Here is an 18,395-nt window from a genome sequence, read left to right as displayed (position 1 = left end):
CGTCCGGACGCGCCGGCCAACGTCGCACTTGCGCCCTCTTGTTGTTCGAGTGACGACACGGTAGACACCGCGTACTGATCACTTCTGATCATCCAATGGAGGTTTTGTACGCATGGGCCTGCCCCGCCCCGTCCTCATCGCCACCGCCGCGCTCGCCGCGGCGGTCCTCCTCGCCCCCGCCCCGGCCACCGCCGCCCCCGGCCGCAACGACCCGACGCCGTATCCCGTACGGGAGGGAGGCGGGCGCGACGACGGCGAGCCCGCCGCCTCGGCGCCCCCGTCCGTGGCCGCGAACGCCCTCAGAGCCGCGCCCACGGCCGCCCCCGAGCTCGCCCGGAGCGGCGGCTACCCGCGCCGGACCCGGCTGGAGGTCCCGCCCGAGAACCCGGACGACAAGTCGATCAAGCTGGGCCTGACTCCGTACCACTCGATCGCCCCGCGCCTCAACGCCCTGCAGCGGCTCGGCGACCGCGTCAGCGTCGAGGTCGCGGGGCACTCCGCCGGCGGGCACGAGCTGTATCTGGTGACCCTCACCGCGCCCGAGACCGCGCAGCAGGCCCGTGAGCAGGAGCGGATGCGGGAGCTGATCGAGAACTCCCCGGCCGCCGCCGCCAAGGACCGCCGCGTGAAGGCCGCGTACAAGACGCCGGTCTTCATCAACAACAACATCCACGGCAACGAGTGGGAGGGCGCCGACGCCGCCCTGCGGCTCATCGAGGAGCTCGCGAAGAAGAAGGACCGCAAGACCGCCGAGCTGCTGGGCCGCAACCGGATCTACCTCAACGTCACGGCCAACCCCGACGGCCGTATCGCCGGCACCCGCGCCAACGCGAACGGCTTCGACCTGAACCGGGACTTCGTCACCGGCTCGCAGCCCGAGGCGCGCGCCATCCAGCACATCGCCATCGACAAGCAGCCCGCCGTCATGCTCGACCTGCACGGATACGTCAACGGCACGCTGATCGAGCCGACGACTCCCCCGCACGGCGAGAACTACGAGTACGACCTCTTCCTCAAGAATTCCTACGCCAACGCCCTGGGCATGGAGAAGGCCGTCAACGGACTGGGCTACACACCGGCGAAGGACGGCGTCGAGCCCGCGGTCATCCCCTTCCGCGACCAGAAGGAGGGCTGGGACGACTGGCCTCCGATCTTCACCCCGCAGTACATGCCCTTCCAGGGCGCCGTCGCCTCGCACACCATCGAGTTCCCGATGGCGGTGAACAACGAGGAGTACGACTCCCTGCCCGTCGCCGAGCTGCGCCGGCGGTCCGCGATCAACACGGCCGTCGCGGGCGCCGCGATGCGCGCGACGCTGGCGTACACCGACGCCCACCGCTCCTCGGTGATCGCCGACCAGATCGAGACCTTCCGCCGCGGCGCGGCGGGCGAGGCCCAGCGGCCGGTGTCCGAGGAGACCGTGCCGGGCGTTCCGGGCATCGGCCCTGAGGACGTCTACACCACGCGCTTCCCGCGCGCGTACGTCGTCCCGGCGGGGGCCGGTCAGCGCAGCGCGACCGCGGCGGCCCGGCTGGTGGACCATCTGGTCGCCAACGACGTACGCGTGGAGCGTGCGGTGCTGCCCTTCCGGCTGGCGGGGCGCGTGTATCCGGCCGGCTCGTACGTCGTCGACATGCACCAGCCCAAGCGCGGGCTGGCCAATGTGATGCTGGCCGAGGGCCGGGACATCAGCGCGGACGTCTCCACGATGTACGACATCTCGGGCTGGAGCCTGGGGCTGCTGTGGGGCGCGACCGTCGACAAGGCGGTCAAGGGCGATCTGCGGGTGGTGGGGCGCCCGGTCCACGCCGCCTCCCCCACCGGGTACGTCGCCCCGTTCGGGGATCTGCGGCTGCGGCTGTCCGACCCGAAGGAGATCGCCGCGCTCAACTCGCTCCTCGCGCAGGGCGTGCGGGTGCGGCGCGCGGCGGACGGCTCGGCGATCGTGCCGGGCTCGGCCCGCGGGGTGGCGGGCGTGCTCGCGGACCGGCTCGGCGTGGCGTTCGCGGCCACGAAGGAGAGGGGCCGGGGCGCGCTGCACCGGACCGCGGTGGCCGCGGCGGTGAGCCCGGGCGAGCTGTTCGGGCTGCGCGAGATGGGCTTCCCGGTCCAGCCGGTCTCGACCGACGTGCTCAACGAGGGGTACGACTGGTCGGGGACGGACGCGCTGTATGTGTCGAGCGACCTGGACTACGCGAAGCTGAACCCGGCCGCCCGCACCGCGCTGGACGCGTTCCTCGCGCGCGGCGGCGCCGTGGTCGGGCTCGGCTCGCAGGGCGCGGCCTTCAACGCCGCCGCCGGTCTGATCAAGGCCAGGCCGACCGAGGGGAACGGGTCCGCGAACGGCGTGGTCAAGGTCGCCAACGCGAAGAACAGCCCGGTCACCGGCGGCGCTCCGGCGCGCACCTTCGTCTACTCCCCGCTCTGGTTCACCGACCTGGGCCCGGGCGTGCGCGTCGAGCAGTCGTACGGCGCCGGGAACCCGCTCGTGGCCGGGCACTGGCGGCCGTCGGAGGACGGCACGGGCGGCCCGAAGGACGCGGCCGGCAAGGCGGCGGTCGTCAGCGGGGTGAGCGCGCGGGGCGCGGATGTGGTGCTGTTCGGCACCGAGCCGCTGTTCCGCGACCATCCGAAGGGGCTCTTCGCGCAGCTCGGCAGGGCGCTGCTGCTGTGACGGCCGCCGCCGAGGGGGCGGCGCTGAGCGTGCTCACGGCTGAGGGCCGCACCCCCGCGGGGGTGCGGCCCTCGGCCGCTTGTGCGGAACGCCGCTCGCGCGGAACGCCTCGGCGATCGCACGGGGGCGTGGCCCCCGGGGCCGGGGGTGCGTGCCCCTGTGCGGGCGGCCCGCGGGGCGCTGCCCCGGACCCCGCGCCTCAATCTCCCCCAGACTTCGTCCGGGGGGACCCTCACGGGGCGAGACGGCGATCACACCGGGATCAGCCGGCGATCAGACCGATCAGACCGCGAGGTCGACCGTGATGTTGCCGCGGGTCGCCTTGGAGTACGGGCAGACCTGGTGGGCCTTCTCGATCAGGTCCTTCGCGGTGGCGGCGTCGACGTTCGGGATGGTCGCCGAGATCTTGACGATGATCCCGAAGCCGTCGTCGTTCTTGCCGATGCCGACCTCGGCGGTGACGGTCGCGCCGGAGACGTCGGCGTTCTCCTGGCGGGCGACGACACCCAGCGCACCCTGGAAGCAGGCGCTGTAGCCGGCGGCGAAGAGCTGCTCCGGGTTGGTGCCCGCGCCGGAGCCGCCCATCTCCTTCGGCGGGTTGACGACGACGTCGAGCTGGCCGTCGTGCGTGGCGACGCGGCCGTCGCGGCCGTTCTCCGCGGTGGCGACGGCGGTGTAGAGGACGTCGGAGTGCTGGATGGACATGTAGAGGTTTCCTCCTGCTGGTTCACCGCGGCTCGCGCCCACGACCGCGGCGGCTCGGGTCGAGACTAGCGGGTCAGCGAAACGATCATCTTCCCGGTGTTCTCGCCGCGCAGCAGGCCGAGGAAGGCCTCGAAGCCGTTCTCGATGCCCTCGACGACCGTCTCGTCGTACTTCAGCTCGCCGGAGCGGATCCAGGCGGAGACCTCCTGGACGAACTGCGGCTGGAGCGCCGCGTGGTCGTTGACGAGCATGCCCTGCAGACGCAGCCGCTTGCCGATGACCAGCGCGAGGTTGCGCGGGCCGGGGGTCGGCTCGGTGTTGTTGTACTGGGCGATCATGCCGCAGATGGTCGCGCGGCCGTTCACGTTGAACGAGGAGATCGCGGCCTCGAGGTGGTCCCCGCCGACGTTGTCGAAGTAGACGTCGATGCCGTCGGGGGCGGCCGCCTTCAGCTGCTCGCCGACCGGGCCGCTCTTGTAGTTGAACGCGGCGTCGAAGCCGTACTCCTCGGTGAGCAGCTTGACCTTCTCGTCGGAGCCGGCGGAGCCGATGACGCGGGAGGCGCCCTTCAGCTTCGCCATCTGGCCGACCTGGCTGCCGACCGCGCCGGCCGCGCCGGAGACGAAGACCGTGTCGCCCTCCTTGAAGGAGGCGACGTCGAAGAGGCCGGCGTAGGCGGTGAGGCCGGTCATGCCGAGCACGCCGAGGTACGCGGAGAGCGGGGCGAGCGAGGGGTCGACCTTGGTGGCGTGCTTCGCGGGCACGTCGGCGTACTCGCGCCAGCCCAGGCCGTGCAGGACGTAGTCGCCGACGGCGAAGCCCTCGGCGTTGGAGGCGACGATCTCGCCGACCGCGCCGCCCTCCATGGGCTGGTCGAGCTGGAAGGGCGGGACGTACGACTTCACGTCGTTCATCCGGCCGCGCATGTACGGGTCGACCGAGAAGTGCAGATTGCGCACGAGGACGCGACCCTCGGCCGGCTCGGTCACCTGGGCCTCACGCAGAGCGAAGTCCTCCGCCTTGGGCCAGCCGTGGGGGCGGGCGACCAGGTGCCATTCGCGGCTGGATGCGGGAAGTTTCGACATGCTGCGGTGCCTCCTTGAAATGCTTCACTAGGTGAAACAACCATGGACCTAGATATTTCATGTTGTCAAGTATCTGGGTATCCTCGACCTCATGGCCGCTTCCCGCACTGATCCACTCACCTTCGAAGTCGTCGAGCTGATCGGCACCGTCGTAGCCCGCTACCACGCGGAGTACGAGCAGGCCGCAGCGAAGCACGCCCTCACCGGGACCCAGGCGCGGGTCCTGGCGCTGCTCGCCGTGGAGCCCACGCCCATGCGCCGCATCGCACAGCGGCTCAAGTGCGAGCCGTCGAACATCACGGGCATCGTGGACCGGCTGGAAGCGAGGGGCCTGGTGGAGCGGCGGCCCGACCCGAACGACCGCAGGGTCAAGATCGCGGCCGCCACGGAGGAGGGGCGGGGGACGGCGCGCCGGCTGCGGGACTCGCTGGACTTCGCACGCGAGCCGCTGGCGCAGCTGAGCGAGGAGGAGCGCAGGGTGCTGCGGGATCTGCTGCAGCGGATGCTGGGGGTTGAGGGGCGGTAGGGGGGTCCGTCGGGGGCGGAGGGGTGGCCCCGTCGCGGGCGTCGAGGCGCGGCAGGGTGGCCGGCTGACTCGCGGACGGACGTCGAGGGGGCGTCGGGCTTCCGCAGGCGCCGAGGCGCCGTCGAGGTGCCGTAGGGCTTGGCCCGCCCTTGGACGTCGAGGACCGAGGGGCTGTCGTGGACGCCGAGGGCCGTAGGGGCTGTCGTAGGCGTCTAGGCGGTCGGACGACCGGGCGGCCGGTTCTTCGGCGGCGCCCCGGGCGCCGCTCGACGCACCGCTAGATGCACCACCACAGGAACCGGTCGCACGTCTCGGTCGGGCTCGGCTCCGGCTCGGGCGGCGCGGGAGCGGGCAGCGGAGACTTGCTCGGCGGGTCGTCGCCGGTCGGCGGGTCGTCGGAGGACGACGGGGAGGCGCTGCCGGACGGGTCGGGGGACGCGGAAGCGGAGGGAGAACCCTTGGCGGGGCCGGAGGCGGTGGCCCCCGGGCCGCCTGCCCCCGGGCCCTTGGCGGGGCCGCCGGCGCCGGTACCCGCGCCGGCGCCCGTGCTGCCCGTGCCCGTCGGGCGTTTGGACGCGGACGTCGAGGCGACCGGGTCGGTCACCGGCTCCGGACCCTGCGGAGTCTCGTCGGGGCCGTCGGGCTCCGGCGCGTCCTCCGTCTCGACCGTCGCGTCCTCTTTCACAGCGGTCGCCGCGCCGTCGTCTCCAGGGCTCTCCATGGCCAGCTCGGCCAGGCTCAGCGCGCCTGCGGCCAGCACCAGCCCGAACGTGCCGAGCAGCACCTTGCGGCCGCGTCTCTTGCGGGCCCGGCGGGCACGCCCAGCCGGCTTGCGGCGCGGCGGGGGCTGAGCCTGGCGGCGCGCACGGCGGGGCGGCGCGGGCTCGGACACCTCGTCGAGTTCGAAGACGGTGTCCGCCGCGGGCTGGCTGAAATCGGTACGTCGAAGCTCCTCAGCCGGCGTACCGCACCCGGCACACGCCAGAGCGCCGTTGAGGTGCCGTCGGCACGAGTGGCAGTAATCCATGGCGTCCGCAGGCTATGCGGCGCCGCGAACCAACAGTAGGTGGGGCTGTGAGGATCCTGTGTGGAATCTTCACTTCCGGATCGGGTCGGCTGTGCGGAGTTGACGCCCTTGCGGCAGGCCCCGGCGGGGCAGGATGTCGGGCATGACCACTCCCGCCCCCTTCGGCCCTCTCGACTTCCAGCTGGTGCTCCTGCGCCGCATGGCCGACCACCAGCCCGGGCTCGTGGAGGACGCCCGCCAGAGGCTGGGCGCGTCCGTCGGCGAGATGCGCGAGGCGAATCGCCGCTGGCAGGCGATGGTCCACGGGCGCGGCAGGCGCGGCGCGCTGGCCCGGTACCGCTCGGTGCTCCGCGAGCCGGAGCGGGTCGAACGGCGGCGGATCGGCGACCTCGAGTGCGACGCGCTGCTGTGGCCGGTGCCGCTCTGGCCCGATCTCCGGTTCGAGGTGCTGGCGGCGGAAGGCGGGGCGGTGTGGAACGAGTGGCTGGTACGGGCCCCGGGGGCGCCGGGCCCCGAGCTGCGGACGGCGGACGACCTGACGCCGTGGTCGTGCACGGTGGACGAGGCGGCGAGGGCGTTCCCGCCGGCGCGGCCGATGGAGGGTTCGGCGCCGACGAGGTGGCGGCTGGAGCTGACGGTGGGGGAGGGGGAGAGGGTGGTGGCGGAGTTTACGTGGGGGTTGCTGCAGAGGGTGTTGTAGTGGGTGGGTGGCTCGGGCATCCCCGGGCGGAGGTCCGTCCTCAAACGCCGGACCGGCTGAAGGCACGCCCCCGCGGACAGCCCGGGCACCCCGGCTGAGGTGCGTCCTCAAACGCCGGACCGGCTGAACCCGGCCCACGCGGATAGCCCGGGCAACCCCGAGCAGAGGCCCGTCCTCAAACGCCGGACCGGCTGAACCCGGCCCACGCGGATAGCCCCGGCAGCCCCGGCCGAGGTGCGTCCTCAAACGCCGGACCGGCTGAACCCGGCCCACGCGGATAGCCCGGGCAACCCCGAGCAGAGGTACGTCCTCAAACGCCGGACCGGCTGAACCGGCCCACGCGGATAGCCCCGGCAGCCCGGGCCGAGGTGCGTCCTCAGACGCCGGACCGGCTTGGGCACGCCCGCGCGGATAGCCCGGGCACCCCAGCCGAGGTGCGTCCTCAAACGCCGGACCGGCTGGAGCGGGATCACGCGGATAGCCCGGGCAACCCCGAGCAGAGGTCCGTCCTCAAACGCCGGACCGGCTGGAGTGGGCACCCCGGTCAGGACCCTCTCCGAACGCCGGACCGGCTGAAGGCACGCCCGCGCGGCTGAAGTGGGCGGGGGCGGGGGCCGCCAGATGAGGGAACGGATCTGGCGGGGCGTCAGCTCCGTACCCCCGACCGGCTCACCCAGCGCGCGCCGGGCGCCTCGCGATCAGACGATGCGAACAAGTACCGCACTCGGGAGGTTCTGCCGTGACCGTCAGCCTTGAGCAGCTGCGCCGTTGCCATGTCGCCGTCGACCTGGGGGCCGCCAGGACGCGGGTCTTCGTCAAGGGGGCCGGGCTCGTCGTCGACGAGCCGAGCGTCGCCGCCGTGAACACCCGCACCGGCGCGTTGATCGCGGTCGGCTCGTTCGCCGAGAAGATGACGGGCCGCACGCCCGACTACATCCGCGTCGCCCGCCCCATCGCCGGCGGCACCGTCGTCGACATCGAGATGGCCCAGCGGATGCTCCGTCACCTCCTCGGCGAGAAGCTCCGCCGCCAGCTCCGCCGCAAGCCGCGGCTGCGCGCCGCCGCCTGCACCCCGCACGACAGCGACCCGCTCGCCCAGCGCGCCGCCGTCGAGACCCTCGTCGGCCTCGGCGCCCGCCGGGTCGAGCTGGTCGACACCCTGATCGCCGCGGCCGTCGGCTGCGGACTGCCCGTCGAGCAGCCCACCGCAACCATGATCATGGTGTGCGGCGCGGCGACCACTCAGGTCGCGGTGCTCTCGCTGGGCGCGATCGTGACGGCCGAACGGATCCCGGTGGGCGGCAACGCCATCGACCACGCCGTGATCCAGCACCTGCGCCACCAGCACGAACTGATGCTGCCCAGCCAGTCCGTACGCCCCCTCCAACTGGCCCTGCACGGCAACGGCCTCACCACCCAGGGCCCGGAGTCCACCGAGATCCACGGGCGGGACGTGGCCACCGGGCTCGCCCGTTCCGTGCGCGTCGACACCGCCGCCGTACGCGACGCCATCCACACCCCGCTGACCTCCGTGCTCGACGGCATCGGCAAGGTCCTCAGGGACTGCCCGCCCGATCTGGTCGCCGATCTCGCCGACCGCGGGATCATGATGGTCGGCGGCAGCGCGCTGCTGCCGGGCCTGGACCAGATGCTCCGGGACGCCACCGGAATGCCGGTGCACATCGCCGAACGCCCGGACGTCTGCGCCGTACTCGGCCTCGGCGCCATGCTGGAGGGCAAGATCCAGCCGATGGTCCTCGACCCCCTCGCCGACGCCGACTGAGGGGGCGGGCAAGACCCCGGGGCCCCCTCCGCCCCCGGGAAATTCAGGTGCGCGGGCCGGCGGGCAGGGCCGACAGTGGCACGCATGAGCTTGTGGACCACCGGGGTGTCCGGCGCCGTGGCCGGCCTGGGCGTAGCCGTGCCCATCGGTGCGATGGGCGTGCTCCTGGTCCAGGAGGGCATGCGCGACCGCCGTCATGCCGTCGCCGCCGCGTCCGCCGTGGCCGTGGTCGACCTCGCGTACGCGGCCGTCGCCACCGCCCTCGGCCCGCTCGTCTCCTCCGCCCTCTCCGGCGTGGAGGCCTGGGTCCGGCTGGTAGCGGCGGCGGTGCTCATGGCCATCGCGGTGCGCGGCCTGCTGGCCTCCCGGCGCGGCGCCGGATCCGCAGCCGGATCCGCCGCCGGGCCGGAGTCCGGGACCGGCACGGACGCGGGCGCCGCATCGGGAGGCGGACCCGTGCGGACGTTCACCCGGTTCGCCGCGCTCACCCTGATCAACCCCACCACCGCGCTCTACTTCGCCGCCCTCACCACCGCACAGGGCGCCGCCCTCACCGGCCCCGCGGCCGGCGCGGTCTTCGTGGGCGGCGTCTTCGTCGCCTCCTTCGGCTGGCAGCAGCTGCTGGTCGCGGCCAGCGGCTTCGCCGGCGCCCGGATCTCGGCGACGGCCCGCGCCTGGACGTTCCGGATCGGGTTCGGCCTCGTCGCCGTGTACGCGGTGAAGGTCGCGCTCCCTCTCCCGTAGCCCCGCCACACGAGCCGCCCCTCGCCGAGCGCGTCGCCCGCGGTCCACGACGGACGCGTCCGACGACGGCTCCTACGCCGCTAGCCCGTCGCGTACACCGCGCTCGCGTCCGTCTCCGCCCCGCGGGCGAACTCCGCTTCGAACTCCCCCTCGCCCAGCGCCTCGCGTGCCCGGCGCGTGATGCGGTCCACGTCGGTGCGTTCCGCAGGCGGCAGCGGTGCGCCCGTGGAGGCGCGGGCCGTGGACGCCGCGCCCAGCAGTCGGGCGGCGCGCGCCGGTTCGCCGGTGAGGGCGTGTGCGCCGGCCAGCCCCTCCAGGGCGAGGGCGACCGCGCGCGGGTCGCCGGTCGTCAGGGCCGTGCTGTAGCCCTCCTGTTGGCGGGCCAGCGCGGCGGCCGCGTCGCCGCGCAGCTCGGCGATGAAGCCCAGTTCCGCGTGGATCAGGGCGTTCGCGCCGTCGAGGCCCACCTGGCGGTGCCACTCCAGGACCGTCCGCAGACGTTCCTCGGCCTCCTCCAGGAGCCCCTCCCTGCGCGCGCCGAGGCCGAGGCCGAGCTCCGCGTTGATCTCCCCCGCGCGGAAGCCCAGTTCGGCCGCGCCGGCCCGGGAGCGCTCGTGGTACTCGCGGGCCTGTGCCAGGTCGCCGGTGAGCAGCGCGGTCCGCCCGAGGCCGGAGAGCAGGTCGGCGGCCTGGGTGGAGAGCCCGAAGTCCTGCGCGGTCCACAGCCCGGAGCGCTGGAGCTGCCCCGCGCGCCGGTAGTCGCCGCGGATCTCGGCGACCGAGGCGAGCGGGTAGACGGACCACAGCCGCCCGCAGGAGTCGCCTACTTCGGCGAAGAGGTCGGCGCTGGCAGACGCGTCGTCCTCCGCCCCGGCGAGGTCTCCGCCGAGGAGCCGCTGAACGGAGCGGTCGGCGAGCGCGGCCGCGGCCCCCCACGCGTCGCCGAGCGCCCGGAACCCGTCGAGGGCGCGCTCGGTCAGCGCGCTCCCCTCGGTCAGGTCGCCGGTGCCGCCCAGGGCGTGGGAGAGGAACCACCGCGCCCAGGCGAGCCCGGCGGAGTCGTCCACCTGCTCGTCCACCTGCTCGTACGCCGTGAGCGCCGCGGCGATCCGCTGGGCCCGGTCCGTGCCGTCTCCGGTCAGGACGACGATCCCGGTGTGCCAGACGACGACCTTGGCCAGCAGCTCGGGCGGCACACCGGCCCCGGCGTCCCCCGCGCCCCTCGCGACGTCCAGCGCCGCCCCCGTCGCGCGGCTCGCCTCGCCGAGGCGGCCGCGCAGAATCCAGTACCAGCTCAGCGCGTCGGCCAGGCGCAGCGCATGCTCGGGGGCCTTCTGGGCCGCCGCCGTCTCCAGCGCGCCGCGCAGGTTCGCGGTCTCCGCGTCGAGTCGCCGCAGCCACTCCCGCTGGTCGTGGCCGCGCAGCCGCGGCTCGGCCTGGCGGGCCAGCGAGGTGTAGAAGGCCAGATGCCTGGTCCGTACGTCCTCGTACTCCCCCGCCTCCCGCATCCGCTCCGTGCAGTACGCCGAGACCGACTCCAGCAGCCGGTAGCGCGGGCCGTCGGGGGTCTCGCCGGCCACGACCAGGGACCGGTCGACGAGGCGGATCAGCAGGTCCAGTACGTCCTGCGGCGCCACGCCGTCGCCCGCGCAGACCTCCTCCGCCGCCTCCAGGCCGCAGCCCTCCGCGTGGACGGCGAGCCGGCGCAGGACGGTGCGCTCGGGCTCGGCCAGCAGCTCCCAGCTCCAGTCGATCATCGCGCGGAGGGTCTGCTGCCGGGCGGGCGCGCCGCGCCGGCCGGAGCTGAGCAGGCGGAAGCGGTCGTCGAGGCGCTCCAGCAGCCGGTGCACTCCCAGCGCCCGCACGCGGGTCGCGGCGAGTTCCAGGGCGAGCGGCAGTCCGTCCAGGCGGCGGCAGATCGCGGCCACGGCCGCGGTCGCGGCCTGGTCGGACGGGTCGATCGCCGTGTTGCCGGGCGCGGCGGCCGAGGCCCGTGCGGTGAACAGTTCGACCGCCCCCTGCTCGGTGAGCGGCGGCACCTGCCACAGGGTCTCGCCGGCCAGTGCCAGCGCCTCCTGGCTGGTCGTCAGGACGGTGAGCGAGGGGGCCGTGCGCAGCAGCAGCTCGGCGAGGGCCGCCACCTCGTCGACGACCTGCTCGCAGTTGTCGAGGACGAGCAGGAGCCGCTTGTCGCGCAGCACCTCGGCGAGCCGTTCGCCGGGGCCGCGGCGCTCCGCCTCGCCCCAGACGCCGTCGTCCCGCAGGTCCAGCGCCCCGGCGACGACGTCGGCCAAGTCGCCGCTGGCTCCGGCGAGTTCGACCATCCACTCGCCGTCGGGGAAGGTCCCGGCGAGCCGTCCGGCCGCGGCGAGCGCGAGACGGGTCTTGCCGACCCCGCCCGGCCCGGTGAGCGTGACGAGGCGGCGGGTCCCGAGCAGCTCGCACACCTCGTCCACCGCGCTCTCGCGGCCGATCAGCCCGGAGAGCGGCGCGAGGAGATTCGTACGGCGGCGCACCGCGACGGGCGCGGCGGGCGGCGCCTCCAGCTCGGGGGCCTGTTGGAGCATCGCCTGCTGGAGGGCAGCCAGTTCGGGGCTCGGGTCGAGGCCCAGCTCGTCGGCGAGCCGGGCGCGCAGCTCTTCGTACCCGGCCAGCGCCTCGCTCTGGCGGCCCGCCCGGTACAGCGCTCTGAGCTGGACGGCGCGCAGCCGCTCGCGCAGCGGATGGAGCTCCACCAGTTCCGCCAACTCGCTTACGAGCAGGGCGTGTTCGCCGTCGGCGAGGCGCGCATCGGCCTGGTCCTCCAGTACGGCCAGCCGCTCCTCCTCCAGCCGGTTCACGGCCGCCCGGGCGAAGGCCTCGTCGGCGAAGTCGGCGAACGCGGGCCCCCGCCACAGCGCGAGCGCGTCGTTCAGCAGGGCGGCCCTGGCCCGCGGGGTCTCCGCGGCTCTCGCCCGGGCGGCCAGTTCCGCGAACCGGTCGGTGTCGAGCGCGCCGGCGCCCGCCGCGAGGAGATAGCCGGGCGCACGGGAGACCACCAGCTCGCGGCCCCCCGCCTCCGCCTCCTCCAGGACGCGGCGCAGCTGGGAGACCTTCGCCTGAAGGGCGCGGGCGGGGTTGCCGGGCGGCTCCTCGCCCCAGAGGTCGTCGATGAGGCGGTGGGCGGCGACGGGGCGGCCCGCGTCGACGAGGAGCGAGGCGAGCAGGGTGCGGACCTTGAGCTCGGGAACCCGTACGGGCCGGCCGTCGGACGTCCAGACGGCCACTTCCCCCAACACCCCGAATTTCATGGCGTCACCGTAACCCGGGGCCCTAACTCGCCCCCGAACAGGGCCGTAACACCATCCGAGCCGAACCCGAAGCGGCACGCCGGATGGTTGGTCCCAGCCCGCAGCACAGCGGACGGACACAACCCCCGCGGCACAGCGGACCAACACCACCGAGGAGCCCCGACATGAGCCGTATCGACACCCCCGCCAAGCTCGCCGGCAAGACCGCCCTCGTCACCGGCGCCAGCCGCGGCATCGGCCGGAGCATCGCCCTGCGCCTGGCCGCCGACGGCGCACGGGTCGCCGTGCACTACGCCGCCAACGACGCGGCGGCGAAGGAGACCGTGGCCGCGATCGAGGAGGCGGGCGGCCAGGCCTTCGCGATCCGCGCCGAGCTGGGCGTCCCCGGCGACGCGGAGACGCTGTGGCGGGCGTTCGACGAGCACGCCGACGGCGTGGACATCATCGTCAACAACGCGGGCATCGCCGGCCCCGGCCTGATCCACGAGGTCTCCGAGGCGGACTACGACCGCGTCTTCGCCGTGAACGCCAAGGCCCCCTTCTTCATCGTCCAGAAGGGCCTCGACCGGCTCCGCGACGGCGGCCGCATCGTCAACATCTCCTCAGGCGTCACCAAGGTCGCCTTCCCCGGGATGACGTCGTACGCGGCGAGCAAGGGCGCGGTCGAGGTGCTGACGCTCACACTCGCGCAGACGCTCGGCGCCCGCGGCATCACCGTCAACGCCGTCTCGCCCGGCACCATCGAGACCGACATCCACCCGTGGATGGCGGACGCCGACGCGAAGGCGGCCGCCGCGGCCTTCTCGGTCTTCAACCGGGTGGGGCAGCCCGGAGACGTCGCCGACGTGGTCGGCTTCCTCGCCTCGCCCGACGCGCGCTGGGTGACCGGCCAGAACATCGACGCGAGCGGCGGCTCCGGCCTCGGCATCTGACCTGCCCACCCGTCCCCCTGGTTCACCGCCCCTGGCTCCCCCCTGACTCACCGCCCCGCTGACTCACCGAACCGCGCCCGGCCGCTGCACGCACTCGCAGCGGCCGGGCTTCCTTCTATTCCACGCGCCGCAATTCCACGCGCCCCGCAATGCGGCGCGCCCCGCGATTCCGCGCGCCCACACCCATCCGAGGAGCAGACCCATGTCCCACACCCTGCTGGTCCTGGCCCACCCCCGCGCCGACTCGCTCACCGCCCAGGTCGCCGGCCGCGTACACCGCCGTCTGGAGGCGGAGGGCCGCACGGTCGATCTGCTCGACCTGTACGCCGAGGACTTCGACCCCCGACTGACCCCGGCCGACGAACCCGACTGGGAGGACCGCGAGAAGACGTACTCCCCCGAGGTCCGCGCCCACATGGGCCGCGTCCTGGCCGCCGACGAGATCGTCGTGGTCTTCCCCGTCTGGTGGTACGCCCCGCCCGCCGTCGTCAAAGGCTGGATCGACCGGGTGTGGAACTACGGCTTCGCGTACGGGCGGAGCAAGCCGCGCCTCGCCGGGAAGCGGATGCTGTGGCTGGGCCTCGCGGGCGGCTCCGCGAAGGAGTACGCGAAGAGCGGGCTCGGCGGCTCCATGGAGCACCAACTCCGGGTGGGGGTGGGCGAGTTCTGCGGCGTACGGCAGACGTCGGTGCGGCTGCTCCACGACACCGAGCTCAGCGGCGTGCCCGCCGCGCTGCGGCCCGCCCGGGTCGAGGAGATCCTCGCGGAGGCGGACGCCACGCTGGCGGAGTTCCGCGCCTGACCGCCCTGTGAGACTGCGCCCCGCCCGCCGGACCCTCGGCGGGCGGGGCGCAGTCTTATCAGAAGGGCAGAGGTGCAGAAGGGCAGAAGAGCAGCAGGACAGAGGGCAGAAACGCGGAAGCGTCCCTGTCTGCGGGGCCGAGGCCGCCGTCGGCAGGGACGCTTCCGGGGTGTCAGGGATGCTTCCGGGGTGGGGTGACGCGCTAGGCAGGGTCTCCGACCGTCTCCCCGACGCGCTCGCCGCCCTCCTTCGCCTCAGCCGCCACATCCACCACGGCAGTCTCCGCGACCTCCCCGGCCTCCCCCGCCTCGCCCGCCGAGATCGCGGGGATGTGCCTCAGCAGCGTCGCCGCCAGCACCGCCGTCACCAGCGCGAACCCGGCGCTGACGACGGCCGCGGTGTGGAACCCGGACGTGAACGCCTCCCGCGCCACCGCCAGCAGCTCCTCGCCCGCCGTCCCCGACAGCCGCTCCGCCGCGGCGGCCGCGCCGCCCAGGGTGTCGCGGGCCTGCTCGGGGGCGGCCGAGGGGATCTCGTCGCGGTACACGGCGACCGCGACGCTTCCGGTGACGGCGATGCCGAGGGCGAGGCCCAGGTCGTACGCGGTCTGGCCGGTGGCGGCGGCCGCGCCCGCCTTCTCGGCCGGCGCCGACCCGACGGCCAGGGCGGTGCCGAGGACGCTGACCGGCGCCGCGCCGAACATGATCACGGCCAGGCCGAGGGCGAGGACCGCGACCCCCGTGCCGACGGCCAGCACGGCGTACCCGACGAGGGCCACGAGCGCCCCGCCGACCAGGACGTACGCCGGTCGCGTCCGCCGTGCCAGGACCGGGGTCAGCTGGGAGCCCGCGATCAGGCCCGCCGCTCCGGGCAGCAGCCACAGCCCGGCCTCCAGCGGCGACAGTTCGGCCACGGCCTGCAGATACTGCGGTACGAGGTACTCCACTCCGTTGAGGGCGAGCATCCCGAACAGAAGCGTCAGCAGGGCCCCGGCGAAGGCGCGGTCGCGGAACAGCCGCAGGTCGAGCAGCGGGACGGCCAGCTGTCCCTGCCTGCGGACGAAGGCGACGCCGAAGCCGGCGCCCAGCGCGAACGCGACGCCGGTGGCGAGCCCGAGGCCGTGCTCGGCCAGCTTCTTCACTCCGTACACCGCGGGCAGCACGGCCAGCAGGAACAGCGCCACGCTCAGCAGGTCCAGCCGCCCGGCGGCCGGGTCGCGGTACTCGGGCAGCAGTACGGGCGCCGCGACCAGGGCGAGCACCATCACCGGCACGCCGATCAGGAACACGGACCCCCACCACCAGCTCGCCAGCAGCACCCCGCCGATCACCGGCCCGATCGCGAGCCCGACCGAGAGCGCGGTCACCCACATCGCGATGGCGGTGGCCCGCTGCCGGGGGTCGGCGAACATATGGCTGATCAGCGCGAGGGTGGAGGGCAGCACGGCGGCGCCGGCGACGCCGAGCACCGCGCGGGCGGCGATGAGCACCTCGGGGTTCGGCGCGTACGCCGCGAGCAGCGAGGCCGCGATGAACGCCAGGGAGCCCGCCATCAGCAGCTTGCGCCGCCCGACGCGGTCGCCGAGCGTGCCCATGATCACCAGCGTGCCCGCCGTGAGGAATCCGTAGACGTCGGTGGTCCACAGCAGTTCGGCGCTGGTGGGCCGCAGATCGGCGGCGAGATAGGGGGTTGCGAGCCATAGGACGCCGAGGTCGGCGGTCATCAGGGTGACGGGCAGCAGCAGGACGGCGAGGCCGATCCACTGCCGCGCCCCGGCTGCCGCCCGGGCTGTGGGGGAAGGAGAAGGGGAGGTCTTGGAAGTCATGGCAGCACCGTGCGGGACGGCGCTTCGGACCCGGCTCGGATGGTGTTGCGGTGGTGTTCGGACGCGTCGAGGGGCGTTGTGCGGCCCGGGCGAATAGCGTGAGGTCGAATGGCGTGAAAGACGCGAGATAAACCTCAGAGCCCTCGGACGGGAGGCTGGAAGCCATGGCCGCGCTACCGGAAGGCACGCCCTGCTGGGTCGACGCGATGTTCCCCGACCTGGCCGCCGCGAAGAGTTTCTACGGCGAGCTGCTCGGCTGGACGTACGCCGAGGGCTCGGTGGAGTTCGGCGGCTATACGCAGGCGTTCTCGGACGGCAAGGCCGTGGCCGCCGTCGTCCCGCAGATGCCCGGCATGGGCGGCCCGCCCTCCTGGAACCTGTACTTCGCCGCCCCGGACATCGCCGCGACGGCCGAGAAGATCCGCGACAACGGCGGCGCGCTGCTGATGGACCCGATGCCGGTGGGCGACTACGGCACGATGGTGACCGCCGAGGACCCCAGCGGCGCGTTCTTCAGCGCCTGGCAGTCCGGCAGCCACGAGGGCTTCGAGAAGACCAGCGCGCCGGGGGCGTACGCGTGGTCCGAGGTGACCACGCGGGACGTCGAGAAGGCGGACCACTTCTTCCCGAGCGTCTTCCCCTTCGAGGTGAAGACCATGAAGCACGAGACCGAGGACTTCAAGCTCTGGCACATCGGCGGCCAGCCGGTCGCGGGCCGGTTCAAGATGTCGTCGGACTTCCCCCACGAGGCACGGCCGTTCGTCAATGTGTACTTCGCCGTGGAGGACTGCGACGCCGCCGTCGCCACGGTCTCGCGGCTGGGCGGGAAGCTGCACAACGGGCCGATGACCACGCCCTTCGGCCGGTTCGCGGTGGTCGAGGACCAGCAGGGGGCGGTGTTCTCCGTCATTGACCTGACGACGACCGGGGGCGAGATGCCGGAGTTCGCGTAGCCAGTGTTCGCGTGAGAGCGGCGTACGTGTGAGACGCGGGGTGGACTGAGGCTGGCTCACCCCGCGCCCAGACCCCCTGAGGCCCGAGACCGCCCGGACCCCGAGCCGCCCGAGGCCCGAGACCGCCCGGACCCTGAGCCGTCCGAAGCCCGAGACCGCCCCGACCCCGAGCCGCCCGAAGCCCAAGGCCCGAGGGTGCCTGAAGCCCGAGCGTCTCCCTTGAAGCCCAAGCGTCTCCTCCCCTCTCCTACTCCCCCGTTCAGTCGGCGGCCCCCCGAATCGGCCGCCCCCTGCCCATCGGCCCGCCGGGCGGCGGCTTCATCGCGTCCCGCGAGGTCAGCGTGGGCAGTGCCGCCCGGCCGTCCGGGAGCGCCGCCTCCCGCTCGGGCACGCGCCTCGGCGGCGGTACGGGCGAGGGAGCGGGGGCGGGTCCGAGCGCGGCGTCGGCCGCCCGCTCCGCGCCGCCGACGCGGCGCACGCTGTGCCCCGGCGGCTGGCTGTCGCGCTCCCGCTTCGGCCTGGGGCCTGGCCTGGCGTCCCCGTGCTCGCGCCGCGGCTTGTGCGAGCGGCCGGCGCGCGGCTCGGGCGGGACGTTGACCTCCGCCGTGGTCGGCGCGCCGGTCGAGCCGTCCGGCTGGATCCTGGGCGCGGCGTTGAGGCCGTCGGTCGCCCACCGCTGGGCCTGCGATCCGTCGCGGACCTTGACGACCACCTTGGCGCCGCGGTCGACGGAGGCCGGGACCAGCGCCAGCCCCTCGTTCCAGCGGGGGATGACATTGCCCTGGATGGTCAGGTCGTAGCGGACGTCCCCGGCGTTCGGGGCCGAGCCGACGGAGCAGGCGTCGAGGACGGAGACCCCGTCGATCTCGTGGGAGCTGAGGCAGAGGTCGGGCGCGGCGGCGCTGCGCAGCAGCCCGTCCTGTTCGTACACCCACTTCTGGGTCTGGCCCGATGTGCAGTCCGCCATCGTCGCCTCGGCGCCGGCGACGGCCCGCCCGTCGCGGACGTCGAGGCAGAGGTCGCTCTCGGCGTTGCGCAGCCGGGTGTTGACCGGGCCGGTCGGCAGGCCGGCCGAGGTGGCCGACGGCTCCGGCGCGGGGGCGGACGGCGACGGGCCGGCGGCGCCGGGGACGGTGTTGGAGACCATGCCGCCGGGCGCGCCCGGCTGTGCCCGGTCGCCGTCGTCGCCTCCGGACCAGGCGCTCACGACGACGGCCACGACGAGCAGCGCGGTCGCGAGCCCCGCGCGATCCTCACCGGCGCGGGAGACGCGCACCGTCAAGGACAACGTCGAACTGCCCCTGGAGATCCTCGGGATCTCGGGCGCCGAGCGCTCCCGCAAGGCGCTG

General features: G+C 74.0%; 14 protein-coding genes. 8 read left to right on the top strand and 6 right to left on the bottom strand.

Translation table 11 applies throughout. The annotated features are described in order from the left end of the window. The first annotated feature begins 112 nt into the window (after nt 1-112). A complete protein-coding gene (locus AB0M39_RS26930) occupies nt 113-2,674 on the top strand; it encodes a M14 family zinc carboxypeptidase (RefSeq protein WP_365368486.1) in 2,562 nt (853 codons plus the stop codon). Between the two features lie 282 nt (nt 2,675-2,956). On the opposite strand, the gene AB0M39_RS26925 is transcribed toward AB0M39_RS26930, so the two are convergent. Next, nucleotides 2,957-3,379, bottom strand: coding sequence for an organic hydroperoxide resistance protein (locus AB0M39_RS26925; protein ID WP_365368484.1), 423 nt, complete (start codon nt 3,377-3,379; stop codon nt 2,957-2,959). A 65-nt stretch (nt 3,380-3,444) separates the two neighbouring features. Further along, the gene (locus tag AB0M39_RS26920) at nt 3,445-4,464 is read right to left on the bottom strand and encodes an NADP-dependent oxidoreductase (RefSeq protein WP_365368483.1); all 1,020 of its coding nucleotides are present in this window, start codon (nt 4,462-4,464) and stop codon (nt 3,445-3,447) included. Nucleotides 4,465-4,555: 91 nt separating this feature from the next. On the opposite strand from AB0M39_RS26920, the gene AB0M39_RS26915 reads away from it, so the two are divergent. Continuing rightward, nucleotides 4,556-4,990 carry a MarR family transcriptional regulator gene (locus AB0M39_RS26915; protein WP_365368482.1) on the top strand — a complete coding sequence of 145 codons (435 nt, stop codon included), beginning with the start codon at nt 4,556-4,558 and terminating at the stop codon, nt 4,988-4,990. 277 nt (nt 4,991-5,267) lie between these two features. On the opposite strand, the gene AB0M39_RS26910 is transcribed toward AB0M39_RS26915, so the two are convergent. Further along, nucleotides 5,268-6,017, bottom strand: a complete 750-nt coding sequence (locus AB0M39_RS26910; protein ID WP_365368481.1) for a hypothetical protein — start codon at nt 6,015-6,017, stop codon at nt 5,268-5,270. 133 nt (nt 6,018-6,150) lie between these two features. On the opposite strand from AB0M39_RS26910, the gene AB0M39_RS26905 reads away from it, so the two are divergent. The 3 genes from AB0M39_RS26905 (at nt 6,151) to AB0M39_RS26895 (ending at nt 9,244) form a co-directional block, all read left to right on the top strand. Next, nucleotides 6,151-6,717, top strand: coding sequence for a hypothetical protein (locus tag AB0M39_RS26905; RefSeq protein ID WP_365368480.1), 567 nt, complete (start codon nt 6,151-6,153; stop codon nt 6,715-6,717). A gap of 739 nt (nt 6,718-7,456) precedes the next feature. Next, nucleotides 7,457-8,500 carry a rod shape-determining protein gene (locus AB0M39_RS26900; protein ID WP_365368479.1) on the top strand — a complete coding sequence of 348 codons (1,044 nt, stop codon included), beginning with the start codon at nt 7,457-7,459 and terminating at the stop codon, nt 8,498-8,500. Nucleotides 8,501-8,584: 84 nt separating this feature from the next. Next, complete coding sequence (locus tag AB0M39_RS26895) at nt 8,585-9,244, top strand: hypothetical protein (RefSeq protein WP_365368478.1); 660 nt, start codon at nt 8,585-8,587, stop codon at nt 9,242-9,244. A gap of 80 nt (nt 9,245-9,324) precedes the next feature. Here AB0M39_RS26895 and AB0M39_RS26890 read toward each other — a convergent pair whose 3' ends face one another. Beyond that, complete coding sequence (locus AB0M39_RS26890) at nt 9,325-12,534, bottom strand: BTAD domain-containing putative transcriptional regulator (protein WP_365368477.1); 3,210 nt, start codon at nt 12,532-12,534, stop codon at nt 9,325-9,327. A 164-nt stretch (nt 12,535-12,698) separates the two neighbouring features. Here AB0M39_RS26890 and AB0M39_RS26885 point away from each other — a divergent pair, with 164 nt between their 5' ends. Together AB0M39_RS26885 and AB0M39_RS26880 are read left to right on the top strand one after the other, a co-directional pair. After that, complete coding sequence (locus AB0M39_RS26885; protein WP_365368476.1) at nt 12,699-13,466, top strand: SDR family oxidoreductase; 768 nt, start codon at nt 12,699-12,701, stop codon at nt 13,464-13,466. A gap of 202 nt (nt 13,467-13,668) precedes the next feature. Continuing rightward, complete coding sequence (locus AB0M39_RS26880) at nt 13,669-14,268, top strand: NAD(P)H oxidoreductase (RefSeq protein WP_365368475.1); 600 nt, start codon at nt 13,669-13,671, stop codon at nt 14,266-14,268. 202 nt (nt 14,269-14,470) lie between these two features. Here AB0M39_RS26880 and AB0M39_RS26875 read toward each other — a convergent pair whose 3' ends face one another. After that, nucleotides 14,471-16,093, bottom strand: coding sequence for an MFS transporter (locus AB0M39_RS26875; RefSeq protein ID WP_365368474.1), 1,623 nt, complete (start codon nt 16,091-16,093; stop codon nt 14,471-14,473). Nucleotides 16,094-16,257: 164 nt separating this feature from the next. On the opposite strand from AB0M39_RS26875, the gene AB0M39_RS26870 reads away from it, so the two are divergent. Next, nucleotides 16,258-17,046 (top strand): VOC family protein, encoded by a 789-nt coding sequence (locus AB0M39_RS26870; protein ID WP_365368473.1) that lies wholly within the window; start codon nt 16,258-16,260, stop codon nt 17,044-17,046. 259 nt (nt 17,047-17,305) lie between these two features. Here the strand turns inward: AB0M39_RS26870 and AB0M39_RS26865 are convergent, their stop codons facing one another. Then, the gene (locus AB0M39_RS26865; protein ID WP_365368472.1) at nt 17,306-18,193 is read right to left on the bottom strand and encodes an RICIN domain-containing protein; all 888 of its coding nucleotides are present in this window, start codon (nt 18,191-18,193) and stop codon (nt 17,306-17,308) included. Nucleotides 18,194-18,395 lie beyond the last annotated feature (202 nt).

Origin of the sequence: Streptomyces sp. NPDC051907 (assembly GCF_040681075.1) — a bacterium.
Taxonomy (GTDB): Bacteria; Actinomycetota; Actinomycetes; order Streptomycetales; family Streptomycetaceae; genus Streptomyces.
This window is presented reverse-complemented; position numbering and strand designations above follow the sequence as displayed.

What these genes read in the sequence shown, in the direction of transcription:
- AB0M39_RS26930 (WP_365368486.1), top strand. Translation starts at nt 113, where the DNA reads ATGGGCCTGCCCCGCCCCGTCCTCATCGCCACCGCCGCGCTCGCCGCG.
- AB0M39_RS26925 (WP_365368484.1), bottom strand. Translation starts at nt 3,379, where the DNA reads ATGTCCATCCAGCACTCCGACGTCCTCTACACCGCCGTCGCCACCGCG.
- AB0M39_RS26920 (WP_365368483.1), bottom strand. Translation starts at nt 4,464, where the DNA reads ATGTCGAAACTTCCCGCATCCAGCCGCGAATGGCACCTGGTCGCCCGC.
- AB0M39_RS26915 (WP_365368482.1), top strand. Translation starts at nt 4,556, where the DNA reads ATGGCCGCTTCCCGCACTGATCCACTCACCTTCGAAGTCGTCGAGCTG.
- AB0M39_RS26910 (WP_365368481.1), bottom strand. Translation starts at nt 6,017, where the DNA reads ATGGATTACTGCCACTCGTGCCGACGGCACCTCAACGGCGCTCTGGCG.
- AB0M39_RS26905 (WP_365368480.1), top strand. Translation starts at nt 6,151, where the DNA reads ATGTCGGGCATGACCACTCCCGCCCCCTTCGGCCCTCTCGACTTCCAG.
- AB0M39_RS26895 (WP_365368478.1), top strand. Translation starts at nt 8,585, where the DNA reads ATGAGCTTGTGGACCACCGGGGTGTCCGGCGCCGTGGCCGGCCTGGGC.
- AB0M39_RS26890 (WP_365368477.1), bottom strand. Translation starts at nt 12,534, where the DNA reads ATGAAATTCGGGGTGTTGGGGGAAGTGGCCGTCTGGACGTCCGACGGC.
- AB0M39_RS26885 (WP_365368476.1), top strand. Translation starts at nt 12,699, where the DNA reads ATGAGCCGTATCGACACCCCCGCCAAGCTCGCCGGCAAGACCGCCCTC.
- AB0M39_RS26880 (WP_365368475.1), top strand. Translation starts at nt 13,669, where the DNA reads ATGTCCCACACCCTGCTGGTCCTGGCCCACCCCCGCGCCGACTCGCTC.
- AB0M39_RS26875 (WP_365368474.1), bottom strand. Translation starts at nt 16,093, where the DNA reads ATGACTTCCAAGACCTCCCCTTCTCCTTCCCCCACAGCCCGGGCGGCA.
- AB0M39_RS26870 (WP_365368473.1), top strand. Translation starts at nt 16,258, where the DNA reads ATGGCCGCGCTACCGGAAGGCACGCCCTGCTGGGTCGACGCGATGTTC.
- AB0M39_RS26865 (WP_365368472.1), bottom strand. Translation starts at nt 18,193, where the DNA reads ATGGTCTCCAACACCGTCCCCGGCGCCGCCGGCCCGTCGCCGTCCGCC.